This window comes from Helicobacter rappini, from assembly GCF_900198625.1.
GTDB lineage: Bacteria > Campylobacterota > Campylobacteria > Campylobacterales > Helicobacteraceae > Helicobacter_A > Helicobacter_A rappini.
Map to the genome: position 1 here is coordinate 76,149 of NZ_FZPK01000003.1, position 19,081 is coordinate 95,229.

Consider the following 19,081-nt stretch of genomic DNA (forward strand, 5'->3'; position numbering starts at 1 on the left):
AAGTTATGGCAAAGGGTAATTTGGTTAAAGTTGGATTGAAGTGTTCTGAGTGTGGTGATATTAATTATAGCACTACAAAGAATGCAAAAACAAATACAGAAAAACTGGAGCTTAAAAAGTTCTGCCCAAGATTAAATAAACATACAATACATAAAGAAGTAAAGCTTAAAACAAGCTGATTTTATTCTACAAAATTGTATGTTGTGTCTCACATTCTGTGAGGCATAGGGATCGTTTGAATTTCTAGTGTTTGTTTGGGAAGGTCAGTAGCTCCAATGGTTAGAGCATCGGTCTCCAAAACCGAGTGTTGAGGGTTCGAGTCCTTCCTGGCCTGCCATTTATGAATGAGTACCAAGGTTTTTATAGTGAAGATAAAGAAATATTATAAAGAATCTAAAGATGAGTTGGGAAAAGTTATCTTTCCAACAAAAGAGCAAGTGCGGACTGCATTTGTTTCTGTGATTATTGTTGTTTCTGTAATTGCCTTGTTTTTGGCAGTTATCGATGTCTTTTTCCATTATACGATTTCGCGTATAGTATCTTAGGAATTGTTGGTAAATTAAGGAATAGCTAATGGAATTTCAATGGTATGCAATACAAACATATTCGGGAAGTGAGCAATCTGTAAAGAAAGCTATAGAGAATCTTATTGAGCAGAATAATGCTTCCCATCGTTTGAAAAACATAGTTGTTCCTACTGAAGATGTTTTTGAAATCAAAGATAAGAAGAAAAAGACGGTGCAAAGAAGTATCTATCCGGGATATGTGTTTGTATATATTAGCTTGGATACGGAGCTTTGGCATATGATTCAGTCATTACCAAGAGTTGGTAGATTCATTGGAGAGAGCAAAAAGCCCACGCCTTTAAGTGAAGCAGATATTCAAAATATTTTAGATAAGATTGAGAATAGACCTGCACCTCGCCCTAAAGTTTCATTTGCTACCGGCGAGTCTGTCTTAATCACAGATGGACCTTTTGCTAACTTCACTGGTGTCGTTGAGAGTTATGATATAAAAACTAAGAAATTAAAGCTTAATGTTTCTATTTTTGGTCGTAATACTCTCACAGAGATTAATGATGTGCAAGTTGAAAAAATTCTTTAACATTTTTTAAATAAGGATAGACAATGGCAAAAAAGATTGTTGGCGAATTAAAATTGCAGATTCCAGCTGGCAAAGCAAATCCATCTCCTCCAGTGGGTCCAGCTCTTGGACAAAGGGGCGTTAATATTATGGAATTTTGTAAAGCTTTTAATGAGAAAACAAAGGATATGGGTAATTTTAATATCCCCGTTATCATCACGGTGTATCAAGATAAAAGCTTTACATTTGTTACTAAAAAGCCACCTGTAACAGATTTGATTAAGAATGTTGCTAAATTGACAAAGGGTTCTGATAATCCTTTGAAAAATAAAATTGGTAAGCTTACACAATCTCAACTTGAAGAGATTGCAAAAACAAAAATGGAAGATTTAAATACGACTGACATTGAAGAGGCAAAAAAGATAGTTGCGGGTAGTGCTAGAAGCATGGGCGTTGAAATAGTAGATTAATTTTTGGAGAATCATAATGAAGAAAAAAATGTCAAAAAGATTACAAGCTTTATCTCAAAAAATTGATTGTGATAAAACTTACGATATGGAATCTGCGATAAATGCGGTAAAATCCCTTGCTTCTGCAAAATTCGATGAAACTGTGGAGGTTGCATTGCGACTTGGTGTTGATCCGCGTCATGCCGATCAAATGATCCGCGGTGCAGTTGTATTGCCACATGGCACGGGCAAAAAGGTAAGAGTTGCAGTGTTTGCAAAGGATTTAAAAGCTGATGAGGCACGAAAAGCTGGTGCTGATGTGGTTGGCGATGAAGATTTGGCAGAACAGATTAAGGGCGGAAATATAGATTTTGATATGGTGATTGCCACACCTGATATGATGCCACTTGTTGGTAAAGTTGGTAGAATATTGGGACCAAAAGGTATCATGCCAAATCCAAAGACAGGCACGGTTACTGCTGATGTAGCAAAAGCTGTTGCAAATGCAAAAAGCGGACAAGTAAATTTCCGTGTTGATAAAAAAGGAAACATTCATAGCCCCATTGGTAAGGCAAGTTTTGATAATAATAAGTTGCTTGATAATTTAGTTGAGTTTGTAAAAACTATCAATAGGTTAAAGCCAAGCACTGCGAAAGGCAAATATATTAAGTCAAGTAACCTTTCTCTGACGATGAGTCCATCAGTTAAAGTGGATTCACAAGAACTTATGGATGTAAAATAGCAGGGAAGTAAAATAAAGATTCTAGAATCTTTTTATCTTTATCTTGGGCTAGAGACTACTGGGGCGTGAAGCTTAAAAATTACCCCGTATAAGTTTGAAGGCTGAAAGGAGGAAGCATGACAAGAGAAGAGAAAGCGCAGCTTGTGGCAAATTTAAGCGAAAGCTTTAAAAATGCTAGTGCAATGATTATTTGTGATTATAAAGGATTGCAAGTAAAGCAATTAGAGTCTTTACGCAGAAGCTCTAAAGATTCTGATATTTGCGTGCAGGTTATTAAAAATAAGCTTGCAAATATTGCATTGAAACAAGCAGGTTATAAAGAAGCTGAACTCAAAGATACAAATATTTATATTTGGTCTAACGATCAGATTTCTTTATCAAAAGTTGTATGTAAATTTCAAGAAGCAAATAGCGAAAAATTTAGCGTTAAATTTGGCTATTTTGATGGCGAGATTGTAGATTCTAAGCATATCACTGCAGTATCTAAACTACCAAGCAAAGATGAATTGATTGGTATGTTGTTGTCTGTATGGACAGCACCTGCAAGGTATTTTGCGACAGGATTAGACAATTTAAGAAAACAAAAAGAAGAGCAAGGAGCTTAATATGGCAATTTCAAAAGAAGATGTATTAGAATACATCGGTAATTTATCGGTTTTAGAGTTATCAGAGTTAGTGAAAGCGTTTGAAGAAAAATTTGGTGTAAGTGCTGCTCCAACGGTTGTAGCTGGTGCAGTTGCTGGTGGCGGTGCTGGGGCTGCAGCTGAAGAAAAAACAGAATTTGATGTTGTGCTTGTTGATGCGGGTGCAAATAAAATCAATGTTATTAAGGCTGTTAGAGAAATCACTGGTCTTGGCTTAAAAGAAGCTAAAGAAGCAACAGAGAAAACACCAAATACACTTAAAGAAGGCGTAAGCAAAGAAGACGCTGAAAACTTTAAGAAAAAACTTGAAGAAGCGGGTGCAAAAGTAGAAGTAAAATAACTTTTTACCTAACTATTGTAAGCTTTTTAAGCCTATCTTTGTGGCGGAGATTCTATCCGCCTTTGGATAGGCTTTTTTGCATTTTTATAATTTTATAAATATTCTCTCTATTGTATCATATTTCTGTTATGGGGTATGGTAGGCTAGAGAGAGTATTTGGCTCTTAAAAAACTTTGAGATAAAGAGGGTTAATATGGGCAAACGACGACTAACAAACACGAGATTAAGAGTTGATTTTTCAAAAAGCCAAGAAGAGCTTGATGTTCCTAACTTATTAATGCTGCAAAAGGATAGCTATGATTCTTTTTTGTATTCAAACGATAGTAGAGAAAGTGGGATTGAGCGTGTATTAAAGTCTATTTTTCCTATTCAGGATAGTGCTGGTCGTGTTACTTTGGAATATGCTGGCTGTGAGTTTGGTAAGCAGAAATACACTATTGCTGAAACAATGGTAAGAGGCTTAACATATTCTATTCCATTGAAAATTAAGATTCGCCTTGTATTGTGGGATAAAGATGACAAGGGTGAGCAAGTAGGCGTTAAGGATATTAAAGAGCAAACTATTTATGTGCGTGAGATTCCATTAATGACTGATAGGGTGTCTTTCATTATTAATGGGGTTGAGCGAGTTGTGGTAAATCAGCTTCATAGAAGTCCGGGCGTTATCTTTAAGGAAGATGAGTCAAACACTTCAGCAAATAAGCTTATCTATACCGGACAAATTATTCCAAATATGGGTGCTTGGCTATATTTTGAATATGATGCAAAAGACATTATGTATGTAAGAATCAATAAGCGAAGAAAAATGCCTGTTACTATCCTTTTTAGAGCATTAGGCTATAGTAAGCAGCAGATTATTCAAATGCTTTATCCTGTGCTTGATGTGTCTGTGAAAAAGGATAAATTCTATATTCCATTTAATCCAAATGATATTGAGGGAAGCCTTGAGTATGATTTGATAAATGAAAAAGGGCAGGTTGTTTTACCTGCGGGAAAAAGATTCAATAAAAAGCGTATAAGAGATTTAAACGAGCAAAATATCAGCTATGATAAAGTAGAGTTTTCTACAACAAATCTTTTGAATACCTATCTTGCAGAACCAGTCATTGATAGCAAAAGCGGAGAAGTAATACTTGATACACTCTCACCTTTAAATGAAGCGAATATAAAGAAATTAAATGATAATAAGATAACAAAATTTAAGATTATCCATGATACAGCACCGGGTTATGATAACTCTATCATTAACTCATTCCTTGCAGATATGGAAAGCTTGAAAAACATTCGCCAAACGGAAAAAATTGATGATGAGTGTGATTTAGCGGCTATTAGAATCTATAAGGTTATGCGTCCAGCAGAGCCTGTAACAAGGGAAGTAGCACATAAATTTATCGAGCAGTTATTCTTTGATCCTTCGCGTTATGATTTAACAGGCGTTGGTCGTATGAAAATGAATCATAAGCTAAATCTTAAAGTGCCAGATTATGTAAGCGTGCTAACCTATGAAGATATTATTGAAACGGTTAAATATCTTATGCAAGTTCGCAATGGTAAGGGCAGGATTGATGATAGGGATCACTTAGGGAATAGAAGGATTAGGGCTATTGGCGAGTTGCTTGCAAATGAGCTTCATTCAGGGCTTGTTAAAATGCAAAAATCAATCAAAGATAAGCTTACACAACAAACTTCTTTTGAAAATGTAATGCCACATGATTTGATTAGCTCTAAAATGATTACAAGCACGATTATGGAGTTTTTTGCAAGTGGGCAATTATCGCAATTCATGGATCAGACAAATCCGCTATCAGAGATTACGCATAAAAGGCGACTTTCCGCATTAGGCGAGGGCGGTCTGGTAAAAGAGCGTGTAGGCTTTGAAGCAAGAGATGTGCATCCAACGCATTATGGTAGAATCTGTCCTATTGAAACGCCTGAAGGGCAAAATATCGGGCTTATTAATACCCTATCAACTTTTACAAAAGTAAATGATTTAGGCTTTATTGAAGCCCCTTATAAAAAAGTGGTCGATGGAAAAACGACAAATGAAGTAGTCTATCTTACTGCAACACAAGAAGATGGCAAGGTTATAGCCCCTGCAAGCACAAAGCTAGATTCTACAAATAAGATTGTAGAGGGCTTGATTGAAACTCGTTGCGGTGGTGAGATTTCATTGCGTAAAACAGAAGATGTTGAGCTGATAGATTTGAGTGCTAGAATGCTTGTTGGTGTTGCGGCTTCACTCATTCCATTCTTAGAGCATGATGATGCTAACCGCGCTCTTATGGGATCTAACATGCAGCGACAAGCTGTGCCGCTATTAAAGCCAGATGCACCTATTGTTGGGACAGGTATTGAAAGCGTTATTGCTAGAGATTCTTGGGCGGCTATTAAGGCAAAACAAGGTGGTGTCGTAGAAAAAGTAGATGGTAAAAATATCTATATACTTGGCGAAAATGAAAATGGTGCTTATATTGATAGCTATTCAATGCAAAAAAATATGAGAACCAATCAAAACACAAGCTTCACACAACGACCGATTGTAAAAGTAGGCGATAAGATTAAAGCTGGACAGATTATCGCAGATGGTGCGAGTATGGATAGCGGCGAACTTGCATTGGGTAAAAATATCCGCGTTGCTTTCATGCCTTGGTATGGTTATAACTTTGAAGATGCGATTGTTGTAAGTGAGAATATCATTAAAGATGATGCCTTTACTTCAGTGCATATATATGAAAAAGAGATAGAGGCAAGAGAGCTTAAACATGGTATTGAAGAGATTACTGCGGATATTCCAAATGTGCGAGAAGATAGTATCGCCCACCTTGATGAAAGCGGTATTGTAAAGATTGGGACTTATGTAACAGGCGGTATGATTCTAGTTGGTAAGGTAACACCAAAAGGCGATGTAAAGCCAACACCAGAAGAGCGATTATTGCGTGCGATTTTTGGGGAAAAAGCCGGACATGTTGTAAATAAATCTCTTTATTGCCCACAAAGTATGGAAGGCTATGTTGTAGATGTAAAAATCTTTACAAAAAAAGGCTATGAAAAAGATGCAAGAGCAAGACAAGCCTATGAAGATGAAAAGTCTGATTTAGATATTGAGCATCATGAGCGTTTAACAATGCTTAATAAAGAAGAGATGCTTAGAATCTCTTATGTATTATCAAAAGAGCCACTAAGTGCTGAAGCAAAGATTAATGATAAAGTCTTTAAAAAAGGTGAGTGTATCCCTAAAAAAGAATTTGATGATATTAATCGCTTTGCATTAAATACACTTATTAAAAGCTATTCTAAAGAGATTCAGAATCAATATGAACAGATTAAAAATAACTTTTTAGAGCAAAAGCGAGTTTTAGGTGTCGAGCATGAAGAAAAACTTGCGATTTTAGAAAAAGATGATATTTTACCAAATGGCGTTGTAAAGCTTGTAAAAATCTATATTGCAACAAAAAGAAAGCTAAAAGTCGGCGATAAAATGGCGGGGCGACATGGGAATAAAGGTATTGTAAGTAATATTGTCCCAGCAGTTGATATGCCTTATACAAAAGATGGAGAGCCAATTGATATTATCCTTAATCCTTTGGGTGTGCCAAGCCGTATGAATATCGGGCAGATTCTAGAAGTGCATTTAGGATTAATCGGTAAGCGTTTTGGGGAGCAAATAGAAGATGAGTTGAAAAAATCTCAATATGAGTTTAGCACAGAGCTTAAAGCTAAAATGATTGAGATAGCAAAAGCTGTGAATGAAGATGATTCTGTTATTAAGATTCTAGAATCTGCGAGTAAAGATGATTTACTTGCTTATGCGAGAGATTGGAGCAATGGCGTCAAGTTTGCTATTCCAGTATTTGAGGGTATATCGCAAGAAAAGTTCAACAAGCTATTTGAAATGGCTAGAATAGATATGGACGGAAAAACCGAGCTTTATGATGGTAAAACCGGTGAGAAAATCAAAGAGAGAGTTAATGTTGGCTATATGTATATGTTGAAACTTCATCACCTTGTCGATGAAAAAGTGCATGCAAGAAGCACAGGACCTTACTCACTTGTAACACAGCAGCCAGTTGGCGGTAAAGCGCTTTTTGGCGGGCAGCGATTTGGTGAAATGGAAGTATGGGCGCTAGAGGCTTATGGTGCGGCACATACCTTAAAAGAAATGCTTACTATCAAATCTGATGATGTAAATGGTAGAAGAGAGGCGTATGAAGCGATTACAAAAGGCTATCCTATTGGAGATTCTGCAATCCCAGAAACTTTTTATGTTTTAACAAAAGAGTTGCAGTCTTTAGCCCTTGATGTTAATGTATATGGTGAGAATCAAGATGAGCCTTTAGTAATTAGCGAGAAAGAGAAAGATAGACCAAAAGATTTTAGCTCTTTCCAAATAGTCTTAGCAAGTCCAGAGAAAATACGCTCATGGAGTAGAGGTGAAGTAAAAAAACCAGAGACAATTAATTATCGCACGCTAAAACCAGAGAGAGATGGGCTTTTCTGCACGAAAATCTTTGGACCAGTAAGAGATTATGAATGCCATTGTGGTAAGTATAGAAAAGGGCGTTATAAAGATGTGATATGTGAGAAATGTGGCGTAGAGGTTACAACCGCAAAAGTTCGCCGCTCAAGAATGGGGCATATCGAGCTTGTAACGCCAGTAGCACATATTTGGTATGTAAGCTCACTTCCTAGTCGTATCGGCACATTGCTTGGTGTGAAAATGAAAGATTTAGAAAGAGTGCTTTACTATGAAGCCTATATTGTTAAAAATGCAGGTGATGCGTATTATGACAATGAGCTTACAAAAAAGGTTATGAAATATGATGTGCTGAATGAAGAGCAGTTTAAGAATCTGAATGGACGATTTGAGCTTGCAGGATTTGAAGCACAAATGGGCGGTGAAGCGGTTAAGGAATTATTAGAAGAGCTAGATTTAGTGAATCTTTTAGAATCTTTAAAAGCAGATATTGCTGCTACTAATTCTGAAGCAAAAAAGAAAACCTATATTAAGCGTCTAAAGGTTGTGGAAAGCTTTTTACAATCAGGCAATAGACCAGAGTGGATGATGCTTAGCGTATTGCCGGTATTGCCACCAGATTTACGACCTTTAGTAGCCCTTGATGGTGGTAAGTTTGCGGTTAGTGATGTGAATGACTTGTATCGCCGCGTTATTAATCGTAACTTGCGATTAAAGAGATTAATGGAGCTTGATGCACCAGAAATTATCGTGCGTAATGAAAAAAGAATGTTGCAAGAAGCAGTAGATGCCTTATTTGATAATGGCAGAAACTCAAATGCAGTAAAAGGTGCAAATAAGCGACCGCTAAAATCTCTATCAGAGATTATTAAAGGAAAGCAAGGAAGATTCCGTCAGAATCTACTTGGAAAAAGAGTGGATTTCTCAGGCAGAAGCGTTATTGTTGTTGGACCAAATTTACGCATGGATCAATGCGGATTGCCTAAGAATATGGCTATTGAGCTATTTAAGCCGCATTTACTTGCAAAGCTTGAAGAAAAAGGACATGCAAAGACTATTAAAACCGCAAAACAAATGATTGACCAAAAAACAAATGAGGTTTGGGAGTGTTTGCAAGAGATTATTGAGGGCTATCCGGTTATGCTAAATCGTGCGCCGACATTGCATAAGCAATCAATTCAAGCATTCCACCCAAAACTTATTGATGGTAAAGCAATCCAGTTGCACCCGCTTGTGTGTTCTGCATTTAACGCAGACTTTGATGGCGACCAAATGGCGGTGCATGTTCCATTATCAAAAGAAGCCATTGCAGAATGTAAGATTCTCATGCTAAGTTCAGCAAATATTTTGCTACCAGCAAGTGGTAAGCCAGTCGCTGTGCCAAGTCAAGATATGGTTTTAGGGCTTTATTATCTAAGCCTTGAGAAGCCAGATTCTAAAGGTGAGCATAAGCTTTTCTCAAATTTTAATGAAATTGCAATGGCAATGGAATTTGATGAGCTTGATATACACAGCACTATACGCGTAGTGCATGAGCGACATGTAATTACGACTACTGCGGGTAGAATGGTATTGCGTTCTATTTTACCAAGCTTTGTATCGCCACATTTATGGAATCGCGTTTTGAAAAAGAAAGATATATCAAATCTTATTGACTGCGTATATAAAGAAAGCGGTATCGGTGGCACAGCAGTATTCCTTGACAATCTAAAGGATTTAGGATTTAAATATGCGACAAAAGCAGGTATTTCTATTGCCGCAGCAGATATTATTATCCCAGATTCTAAAACTAAAATGATTACAGAATCTAAAGAGCGTGTGCGTGAGATTCAGTCTCAAGCAGAACAAGGTGCTTTAACGATACAAGAGAGATACAATAAAATCATCGATGTTTGGACGGAAACAAATGACAAAATGGCAAAAGAGATGATGGAGATTGTAGAGAAAGATAGGGGCGGATTTAACCCTATTTATATGATGGCAGATTCTGGTGCTAGAGGTAGTGCGACACAGATTAGACAGCTATCTGCGATGCGTGGTCTTATGGCAAAGCCTGATGGTAGCATTATTGAAACGCCTATTATCTCAAACTTTAAAGAGGGCTTGAATGTGCTTGAATACTTTACTTCAACACACGGAGCAAGAAAAGGTCTAGCAGATACAGCGCTTAAAACCGCAAATGCTGGTTACCTTACAAGAAAGCTTATTGATGTCAGTCAAAATGTGAAAATCACAATGGAAGATTGTGGCACACATGAGGGAGTAGAGCTTACTGATATTGCCGTTGGTAATGAGATGATTGAGACATTGCAAGAGCGTATTGTAGGTAGAGTAACCGCTGCTGAAGTGCATGATGGAATCTCAAAAGAAGTGCTAGTGCAAGAGGGCAAACTCATCACAGAAGAGATTGCAGAACAGATTAAAAACGCAGGTGTGCGTGCAGTAAATATCCGCACCCCTATCACATGTAAAGCCCCGCGTGGTATATGTGCGAAATGTTATGGACTAAATCTTGGTGAAGGTAAAATGAGTATCACTGGAGATTCTGTTGGTGTTATTGCTGCACAATCTATTGGTGAGCCCGGAACGCAGCTTACACTACGAACATTCCATGTCGGTGGGACAGCAAGTAGAAGTCAAGAGGAAAATCAAATTGTTGCAAATAAAGAAGGCTTTATCCGCTACTATAATATTAAAACTCATAAAAATAGAGAGGGTAAAAATATCATCGCAAATAGAAGAAATGCTTCTGTATTGCTTGTTGAGCCAAAGATTAAAGCACCTTTTGATGGTGAATTGCAAGTTGAAACCGCACATGATAGAATCATCTTAGTCCTAAAAGGTGCAAAAGAGCAGAAGACTTATGAGTTAGGTAAGGCTGATATTGCAGCCCAAAGGGAATTAGCAGGTGTTATTGGCGAGATTGAGGGTAAAATCTATATCCCGCATGATACAGGCTATAAAGTAAAAGCTGGAGATAGTATCGCAGATGTTATTAAAGATGGTTGGAATGTAGGCAATCGTATCCCTTATGCGAGTGAATTGCATATACAAGATAATGAGCCGGTTTCACAAGATATATATGCAAATGCCGATGGTGTTGTGAAGTATTATCGCCTTGTATCTGATGAGTTAGAGCGATACCATGATGTAAGTGTTGGCATGGTTGTGAAAGAAAAAGGCATTTTTGCAGTGATTGCAGATTCTAATGATAGAGAAGCATGCAGACACTATATCGCAAGAGGCTCAAAGATTGAGACTAAAGATAATGCGGAAGTAACAAAAAAGACACGCATTGCAAATAAAAATAATGATAAAGATGCGGTTGTTGCGTCATGGGATGCTTACAATACACTTGTGATTGCAGAACAAGCTGGAACAATACGCTTTAATGATGTAGTAGCAGGCACAACCGTGATTGAAAAAGAAGATGAAAAAACGCACATTAAATCACTCACAGTCCAAGAGTATATCCCGCAAGGCTATAAACCTGCGATTGTAGTGCTAGATTCTAAAGGCAAAGAGACTACCTATAATCTTGAGCCAAAAAGCGTATTGCTTGTAAATGATGGAGAAAAAGTTGAAGTTGCCGATGTGTTAGCTAAAGTGCCAAAAGCAACTGCAAAATCAAAAGATATTACAGGTGGTTTGCCTCGTGTTTCTGAATTGTTTGAAGCAAGAAAGCCAAAAGATATTGCAGTATTAGCAGAGATTGATGGACATGTAAGCTTTGGTAGGGCAATACGCGGTAAAGAAAGAGTTGTCATTACTGCTGATGATGGCAGACAGACTGAATATCTCATTGATAAGTCAAAGCAGATTCTAGTGCGTGAGGGTGAATTTGTGCATGCAGGTGAAATGCTTAGTGATGGAACGATAAGCAGCCATGATATCTTAAGAATCAATGGTGAAAAAGAGTTGCATAAATATGTTGTAGGTGAAGTGCAACAAGTTTATCGCCGACAAGGTGTTAGCATTGCTGATAAGCATATCGAGGTTATTTTATCTCAAATGCTTCGCTATTTCAAAGTGCTTGATAGCGGAGATACGAAATTCATTGAGGGAGATCTTGTTAGCCGTAGGCATTTCAAAGAAGAGAATGAAAGAATGCTAAAAATGGGCGGTAATCCTGCTATTGCAGAGCCTGTATTGCTTGGTATTACTCGTGCTGCAATCAGTAGCGATTCTATCATTTCAGCAGCTTCTTTCCAAGAAACTACGAAAGTGCTTACAGAGGCAAGTATCTCTGCGAAAAAGGATTTCTTAGAAGACTTGAAAGAAAATGTTGTTTTGGGTCGTATGATTCCAGTAGGAACAGGCTTATATAAGAATAAAAAAGTGATGATTAGACACAATAAGGATAATTCCTAAGTTTAATCTAAACATTTTTTAAGTATAATAGCCAAAAATTTTGTAAATTTTATTATAAGGATGGATGTGTGCCAACGATTAATCAGTTGATTCGCAAGGAAAGAAAAAAGGTTGTCAAAAAGACAAAGTCGCCAGCGTTAGTAGAGTGTCCTCAAAGAAGAGGTGTTTGCACAAGAGTTTATACCACTACACCAAAGAAGCCAAACTCAGCGATTAGAAAAGTAGCTAAAGTGCGACTTACAAGTAAGTTTGAAGTCATTAGTTATATACCGGGTATTGGTCATAACTTACAAGAGCACTCTATCGTGTTAGTGCGTGGTGGTAGGGTAAGAGACTTACCGGGTGTTAAATATCATATTATCCGTGGTGCGCTTGATACTGCAGGTGTTGCAAAGCGATCTGTTTCACGCAGTAAGTATGGTGCTAAAAAAGCAAAAGATGCTAAAAAATAATTTGAAATAAGGAGCAGTGATTCAATGAGAAGAAGAAAAGCCCCCGTTAGAGAAGTTTTGGGCGATCCAATATATGGCAATAAGGTTGTAACAAAGTTTATCAATAAAATGATGTATGATGGTAAAAGAAGCGTAGCAGAAAAGATTATTTACGCAGCTTTTAATAGAATCGAAGAAAAAAGCGGTGAAAAAGGCATTGAAGTCTTTGAAAAAGCATTAGCAAATATCCGTCCGCTTGTGGAAGTAAGAAGCAGAAGAGTGGGTGGGGCAACCTATCAAGTGCCAGTAGAAGTGCGACCAGAAAGACAACAAAGCCTTTCTATCCGTTGGCTTTTAGAAGCTACAAGAAAACGCAATGAACGCACAATGATAGAGCGTTTAGCAAATGAGCTTATGGACGCAGCAAGTGATAAAGGTGCGGCATTTAAGAAAAAAGAAGATGTGCATAAAATGGCAGAAGCAAACAAAGCGTTTGCACATTATCGCTGGTAGTTTAAGGATAATAAATGGCTAGAAAAACCCCTTTAAATAAAATACGCAATATCGGTATTGCCGCACATATTGATGCTGGAAAAACGACAACTTCAGAGAGAATCTTATTCTACACAGGTGTAAGCCATAAGATTGGCGAAGTGCATGATGGTGCTGCGACAATGGACTGGATGGAGCAAGAAAAAGAGAGAGGTATCACTATTACTTCTGCGGCGACTACTTGCTTTTGGAAAGATCATCAAATTAATCTCATCGACACTCCCGGACATGTCGATTTTACAATTGAAGTAGAGAGGTCTATGCGTGTGCTTGATGGTGCTGTGGCTGTGTTTTGTTCTGTCGGTGGTGTGCAGCCCCAAAGTGAAACCGTGTGGCGACAAGCAAATAAATATGGTGTGCCTCGTATGGTATTTGTGAATAAAATGGATAGAATCGGTGCGAATTTCTATAATGTAGAATCACAAATCAAAGAGCGACTAAAGGCTAATCCTGTGCCAATCTGCATTCCTATCGGTGCGGAAGATTCTTTCAAAGGTGTAGTTGATTTAGTATTAATGAAAGCTATCGTGTGGAATGATGAATCTATGGGTGCAAAATACGATGTAGAAGAGATTCCAGCAGATTTAATGGATAAAGCAAATGAATATAGAGAAAAGCTTGTGGAATCTGCAGCCGAGCAAGATGAAGCTTTAATGGAAAAATATCTAGGTGGCGAAGAGCTAAGTGAAGCGGAGATTAAAAAAGGCATTAAAATGGGTTGCCATAATATGAGCCTTATCCCTATGCTTTGTGGTTCAAGCTTTAAAAACAAAGGTGTGCAAACATTGCTTGATGCAGTCGTTGATTATCTCCCCGCACCAACAGAAGTTGCAGAAATTAAGGGCATTGAGCCAAAAACAGAAGAAGAGGTGCTTGTAGAATCTAGCGATGATGGCGAATTTGCAGGACTTGCATTTAAGATTATGACAGACCCTTTTGTTGGACAGCTTACATTCGTGCGTGTATATCGCGGTAAGTTAGAATCTGGTAGCTATGTGTATAACTCTACAAAAGGCAAAAAGGAAAGGGTAGGGCGACTTTTAAAAATGCACTCTAATAAGAGAGAAGATATTAAAGAAGTCTATGCCGGTGAGATTTGTGCTTTTGTTGGTTTAAAAGAGACACTAACTGGAGATACACTTTGTGATGATAAAAAGCCCGTGATTCTAGAGCGTATGGAGTTCCCAGAACCTGTTATACATATCGCAGTTGAGCCAAAGACAAAAGCAGATCAAGAGAAAATGGCAGTAGCGCTTGGTAAGCTTGCAGAAGAAGACCCAAGCTTTAGGGTAAGCACACAGGAAGAAACAGGGCAAACACTTATAGGCGGTATGGGCGAATTGCATCTTGAAATCATTGTGGATAGACTAAAGCGAGAATTCCGCGTTGAAGCAGAAGTTGGACAGCCACAAGTTGCCTTTAGGGAGACTATCCGTAGCAGTGTTACACAAGAATGTAAATATGCGAAGCAGTCAGGTGGTCGTGGGCAATACGGACATGTGCATATTAAGCTAGAGCCAAAAGAAGCAGGCAGTGGTTATGAATTTGTAAATGAGATTAGCGGTGGTGTGATTCCAAAAGAATATATCCCAGCCGTTGATAAGGGTATCCAAGAAGCAATGCAAAATGGTGTGTTAGCAGGCTATCCAGTGGTAGATTGTAAAGTAACGCTTTATGATGGAAGCTACCACGAAGTAGATTCAAGCGAAATGGCATTTAAGATTGCTGGATCTATGGCGTTTAAAGATGCTTGTCGCAAGGCAAATGCGGTATTATTAGAGCCTATGATGAAAGTGGAAGTTGAAGTGCCAGAAGAGTATATGGGCGATGTTATCGGCGATTTAAACCGCAGAAGAGGACAGATTAACTCTATGGACGATAGAATGGGGTTAAAAATCGTTAATGCGTTCGTGCCACTTGCTGAAATGTTTGGCTATTCTACCGATTTGCGTTCAGCTACACAAGGTAGAGGCACTTATACGATGGAATTTGATCACTATGGAGAAGTGCCTAGCAATATCGCTAAAGAAATCATGGATAAACGCAGCAGCTAATCCCGCTTTGCTATCCATTTAGCTTATCATAATTACACTTATAGAATCTAAACTCATAAGTTTAGATTCAATCTCAAAACTTCAAAATTACTATATTATTTTGACTTTCCCATAATTGTTTTTTTTGTTGCGTATAATGTGCAATTTAATGGTGAAAATTTAGCTACAATTAAACCTTATTGCATAAGCGATAATCTACAATTAAAGGTTTTCAAGTTGAAAATTTATCAATAGAATCACATAAAAACCCTTGACAAATCGTTTTTTTTTTTTTGTATTATACGCACATAGCATTATATGCTAAATTTTTTATGAAAGGATTTGTTATGGCGTTGAGAGTATAGGAATATGATAATGTATTATACAAGCAAATCGTGCTAAATAGAGAATTGCTTATGTATAATATAGGATTACACAAAGATGCTTAGTCCTAAAATGGAATCCATGCATATTGAAGTATTGTGTCGAATTGGCATATTTAGATTTCATATAATGGCATGGACTATATTAATTTTTTACTTATCCTATAGTTTTTTAGTTTTTTGAAAAATATTTATATTTTTTTTGTTAATTGGGAAACTTAGGCATGAGTGGTAGTTTTGATATTTTCCAAATGGCATCTATATCTATCGTTGTGCTATGAAATCTTTAGATACACTTCAAAATCATTCAGTTGGTTTCTTTCATGATTTATTATACAGACAATCACTTTAATCTTATTTTTTAGTTTTTAAAAAGCTTAATATCTGATAAATTTAAAGATTTTTCATATATTATTATGAAAATCTACTTCAGGAATTGAATATACGCTGATAATTGTTAAATAAATCTTAATTATAAAATAAAGTAGATTCTAAAGAATGGCGACCCTTGAAGGATTTGAACCTTCGTTACCGCCGTGAAAGGGCGGTATCCTTGGCCTCTAGATGAAAGGGTCATAAAAAGTAAAAAGAATCGATATTGTAGCAAAATCTAATTAATACAAAAAGATAAAGTCTTATGAAATAAATATTGTGAAAGATTTTATTAACGAAGTTTCGGAGTTAAGAATCTGCAACAAAAGTTGCAGATACAAAACAAGAAAAGACATAAAGTCTTGCCCTTGTGCAAACAAAAAGTATTCCAAAAACAATATAGAGTTGAAATTTGGCATAAAGATCATCTATCAAAATTTTAGCACTTAAACAAGCATTCAAAACATAGGTAAGAGCAGAATAAATAAAAAGCAGGGTTGTTGGATAGAATAACTATGCGAGAACTAGATTGCAATATGAAAGATTATCGCGTTGGCTCTTTAAAAAAAGGTGAAACATCTCTTTTAGATTCTGCATGAAATGTTTTACTACACCCAATACAACAAGTTATTTCAGATTCCATTGCTTTTTTGCTACTACTTATCAACGAAAAAAGTCCTTGTGAATAAAGTGTTTTTAACTTTATTAAATGCGTGTTTTCTGTGTAGTTGTTAGAATCTAGGTGTTCTGCCACTTGAGTGTATGCAGGGCTTTGGGGTGCAAAATTTATAGATTCTAGATTCTTGTCATATTGAGTGCGTAAGCACGAAATATCTTTTTTAGTTTCTATGCTAGATTTTTCGCTACGCTCAAAATGACAATTTGTTGTAGAATCTAGATTCTTCGTAGTTCCTGCAAAAAGTTGTGCGAGTAAATGCGTATAGCTTAAGTGCATGATACTGCCCTCAAGCAAAATGATACTTTTACGCATAATCTTATTATCAATGCTTGTTTGAAGTAGGTTAAAAATATCTTGTGTGAGATTAAAAATATCTTGTATTGTGTGTGTATCCTGTGTGAGAATCTCTTGTAAGGCATTACTAAACGCAGTGAGTGAATCTAGCATTTCGTTTGTATTTAATGTGAGTTTATAGGGGGTAAAATTCTCTTTAAAATGCTTCAGTTCTCTTTCTTTATCAATAGGCTTTAGCATGAAGTCATCTTCATTTAGGGCTATTGTATGCTGAAAACGCATACCATATCCTAGATTAATCACGCTATTTGGCTTGTATAGCTTTATTGCCTCTTCGATATTTTTCGCACTCAAATAGAATAAATCATTGCTAAATACACGCAAATTTTTATTATTCTCCACTTGAAAGCAATCTTTTGGAATCTCTGTATTTTCATCGCCATAAAAGCTATGTTTGGCGTGTTTGCTATACCCATCTATATAACCACAATCTATACCGCACAATATCACATCACTCCCAAGCAAACTTGCGATACTAACCCCTGCATTACCAACAAAAGGTGCGCTAAACTCTAGCGGAATATATGTAGAATCTAAATACGCACTACTGCTACCACCGCGTAAAAATCCATATTTTTCTTTTGCTAAATTACATGCTTTTGTGTCCGTAGTCTGTGCGAATATTAGCGGAATATCTCCTAAATTTGCTTCCTGTAAAACTTCTGCTAGATAAGGCACTCGCTCAATCTCTAGCTGAAAATCAGGTCGTATGCCATGATGTCGCAAAACCTTTAAAGCTGTCCCACAACTAAGCAAAATCATAGAATCTTTATAAGCTTTCAAAAAATCAATACATAAATCAAGACTAGCCCCATTGCCTATAACACAAATTGGGGCATTTACTCGCTTTGGTCGCATGCTTAAAAGCCTAGAATCCGCTAGATTCAAACACGCATTTTTTAAGCCTATAAGCTCATCTTCAAAGCTACCCCAACCACGCATAATAGCCTTTTTCTCTTTATAAATGAAGTCTTTAAGCAGGGCTACATTATCAGTTGTATAATGCGTTAAACTCAAACTTAAAAAATTATTTGTTAGCTTTTTTGCATGTAAAAACGCACTCACAAGTTCAAATGATATATCCTTTATAATGATAAAGCAAGAGTTCTTTCCAACATGCTGAAATAGCCTATCATAATCGATAAAATAGAGTGAAATGCGGAATAAATCAATATGTTCTTCATAAATCATTAAGGAATAAAAGTGATAGTCTTTCTCTAGCAATTCTTGTAAAAACATGCCGCCCATAAGCCCATAGATATTTGTTTGTGGCAGGAATTTAGAATTACAAAAAGATTCTATTAGATTTTCATAGAGTGTGAGATTGCTTTGTGTTTGTATCGAATCTTGTTGTGTGGTTTTAGAATCTTTTGCGAGATTTAGATTCTGTGTATTGTCATTTTTGCAAGTATGGGTAAAATCTTCACTCGTGCGAGTGTGTAAGCATGAAATATCTTTATTGGATTTCATGTTAGATACTTCGCCTAAAGGCTTAGTATGACAAGTGGTTGTTTTAGATTCTAGATTCTCCACCAAATCTTGGTGGGTGCAGGGTTTAGGGTGCATTTTTATAGAATCTAGATTCTGTTTTAATGTTTTGTTGGATATTTCGCTTCGCTCGATATGGCAAATTTTAGATTTTAATATAGAATCTTGCTTTTCATTACAATATGACTGAAAATTCGCATTAGATTCAAGTGGCGTAGATTCTAAACTTTGAGATGTTTTGCTACACTCAACATGACAAGCCATAGATTCCACTCCCATTTTTACACTCTCTCTTAATAAATCATTGCAAAGCTTACCTGTGATATTTAGCTTCTCTTCATTTATAAAATGTGCGTTTGGAGTTAATACATGATTACTAAAGAGTTCCCATTGTGGATTTTTCATAGGATTTTTAGCAAGTTCTTTATGTGTGTCTTGCATACTTGTTTTATGCGTAGGGGCGTTTTTATCATTTGTGCTTTTTATAAGCGGATATTGCATAGTTTGCGTTGGGATATGGATTACATTATATCCATACGAGTCAATATGTAGGTTATAAAGCGTTGGGGCTTTGCTTAGGGCGTGAAAAAGTTTTGGATTGAGAGTTTTAAAAAACTCCATGTTTTTATAGTAGTTTATTTGTAGCTGCTTTTCATTGAGATTATCTTGTGTTTGCACGAGTATCC

General features: G+C 36.7%; 12 protein-coding genes and 2 tRNA genes. 12 read left to right on the top strand and 2 right to left on the bottom strand.

What is annotated here, in order from left to right; all coding sequences use genetic code 11:
• Positions 1 to 5: 5 nt before the first annotated feature.
• The 12 genes from rpmG to fusA all read left to right on the top strand — a co-directional run bounded on the left by rpmG (position 6) and on the right by fusA (position 15,140).
• The gene (rpmG, locus tag C6H17_RS00695) at positions 6 to 179 is read left to right on the top strand and encodes a 50S ribosomal protein L33 (protein WP_004086479.1); all 174 of its coding nucleotides are present in this window, start codon (positions 6 to 8) and stop codon (positions 177 to 179) included.
• A gap of 81 nt (positions 180 to 260) precedes the next feature.
• Positions 261 to 337: transfer RNA gene (locus C6H17_RS00700), tRNA-Trp, on the top strand.
• Positions 338 to 362: 25 nt separating this feature from the next.
• Positions 363 to 545 carry a preprotein translocase subunit SecE gene (secE, locus tag C6H17_RS00705; protein ID WP_027338298.1) on the top strand — a complete coding sequence of 61 codons (183 nt, stop codon included), beginning with the start codon at positions 363 to 365 and terminating at the stop codon, positions 543 to 545.
• Between the two features lie 28 nt (positions 546 to 573).
• A complete protein-coding gene (gene nusG / locus C6H17_RS00710; protein WP_005216508.1) occupies positions 574 to 1,104 on the top strand; it encodes a transcription termination/antitermination protein NusG in 531 nt (176 codons plus the stop codon).
• A 23-nt stretch (positions 1,105 to 1,127) separates the two neighbouring features.
• Positions 1,128 to 1,553, top strand: coding sequence for a 50S ribosomal protein L11 (gene rplK, locus C6H17_RS00715; RefSeq protein ID WP_004086482.1), 426 nt, complete (start codon positions 1,128 to 1,130; stop codon positions 1,551 to 1,553).
• Positions 1,554 to 1,569: 16 nt separating this feature from the next.
• The gene (gene rplA / locus C6H17_RS00720; RefSeq protein WP_005216506.1) at positions 1,570 to 2,274 is read left to right on the top strand and encodes a 50S ribosomal protein L1; all 705 of its coding nucleotides are present in this window, start codon (positions 1,570 to 1,572) and stop codon (positions 2,272 to 2,274) included.
• Positions 2,275 to 2,390: 116 nt separating this feature from the next.
• Positions 2,391 to 2,879, top strand: coding sequence for a 50S ribosomal protein L10 (gene rplJ / locus C6H17_RS00725; RefSeq protein WP_004086485.1), 489 nt, complete (start codon positions 2,391 to 2,393; stop codon positions 2,877 to 2,879).
• A 1-nt stretch (position 2,880) separates the two neighbouring features.
• Entirely contained in the window at positions 2,881 to 3,258 is a 378-nt protein-coding gene (rplL, locus tag C6H17_RS00730; RefSeq protein ID WP_004086486.1) for a 50S ribosomal protein L7/L12, read from the top strand.
• Positions 3,259 to 3,451: 193 nt separating this feature from the next.
• Positions 3,452 to 12,103: a DNA-directed RNA polymerase subunit beta/beta' gene (locus C6H17_RS00735; protein ID WP_005216504.1), complete on the top strand. Its 8,652-nt coding sequence runs from the start codon at positions 3,452 to 3,454 to the stop codon at positions 12,101 to 12,103.
• Positions 12,104 to 12,171: 68 nt separating this feature from the next.
• On the top strand, positions 12,172 to 12,555 hold the full coding sequence (rpsL, locus tag C6H17_RS00740; RefSeq protein ID WP_004086488.1) for a 30S ribosomal protein S12: 384 nt from the start codon (positions 12,172 to 12,174) through the stop codon (positions 12,553 to 12,555).
• Positions 12,556 to 12,579: 24 nt separating this feature from the next.
• Positions 12,580 to 13,047 carry a 30S ribosomal protein S7 gene (rpsG, locus tag C6H17_RS00745; protein WP_004086489.1) on the top strand — a complete coding sequence of 156 codons (468 nt, stop codon included), beginning with the start codon at positions 12,580 to 12,582 and terminating at the stop codon, positions 13,045 to 13,047.
• Between the two features lie 14 nt (positions 13,048 to 13,061).
• Entirely contained in the window at positions 13,062 to 15,140 is a 2,079-nt protein-coding gene (fusA, locus tag C6H17_RS00750; RefSeq protein ID WP_004086491.1) for an elongation factor G, read from the top strand.
• A gap of 861 nt (positions 15,141 to 16,001) precedes the next feature.
• Here fusA and C6H17_RS00755 read toward each other — a convergent pair.
• Positions 16,002 to 16,077, bottom strand: a tRNA-Glu gene (locus tag C6H17_RS00755).
• A gap of 341 nt (positions 16,078 to 16,418) precedes the next feature.
• A complete protein-coding gene (locus C6H17_RS00760) occupies positions 16,419 to 19,073 on the bottom strand; it encodes a motility associated factor glycosyltransferase family protein (RefSeq protein WP_020995413.1) in 2,655 nt (884 codons plus the stop codon).
• Positions 19,074 to 19,081 lie beyond the last annotated feature (8 nt).

What these genes read in the sequence shown, in the direction of transcription:
- rpmG (WP_004086479.1), top strand. Translation starts at nt 6, where the DNA reads ATGGCAAAGGGTAATTTGGTTAAAGTTGGATTGAAGTGTTCTGAGTGT.
- nusG (WP_005216508.1), top strand. Translation starts at nt 574, where the DNA reads ATGGAATTTCAATGGTATGCAATACAAACATATTCGGGAAGTGAGCAA.
- rplA (WP_005216506.1), top strand. Translation starts at nt 1,570, where the DNA reads ATGAAGAAAAAAATGTCAAAAAGATTACAAGCTTTATCTCAAAAAATT.
- rpsG (WP_004086489.1), top strand. Translation starts at nt 12,580, where the DNA reads ATGAGAAGAAGAAAAGCCCCCGTTAGAGAAGTTTTGGGCGATCCAATA.
- rplL (WP_004086486.1), top strand. Translation starts at nt 2,881, where the DNA reads ATGGCAATTTCAAAAGAAGATGTATTAGAATACATCGGTAATTTATCG.
- C6H17_RS00735 (WP_005216504.1), top strand. Translation starts at nt 3,452, where the DNA reads ATGGGCAAACGACGACTAACAAACACGAGATTAAGAGTTGATTTTTCA.
- fusA (WP_004086491.1), top strand. Translation starts at nt 13,062, where the DNA reads ATGGCTAGAAAAACCCCTTTAAATAAAATACGCAATATCGGTATTGCC.
- rplJ (WP_004086485.1), top strand. Translation starts at nt 2,391, where the DNA reads ATGACAAGAGAAGAGAAAGCGCAGCTTGTGGCAAATTTAAGCGAAAGC.
- rplK (WP_004086482.1), top strand. Translation starts at nt 1,128, where the DNA reads ATGGCAAAAAAGATTGTTGGCGAATTAAAATTGCAGATTCCAGCTGGC.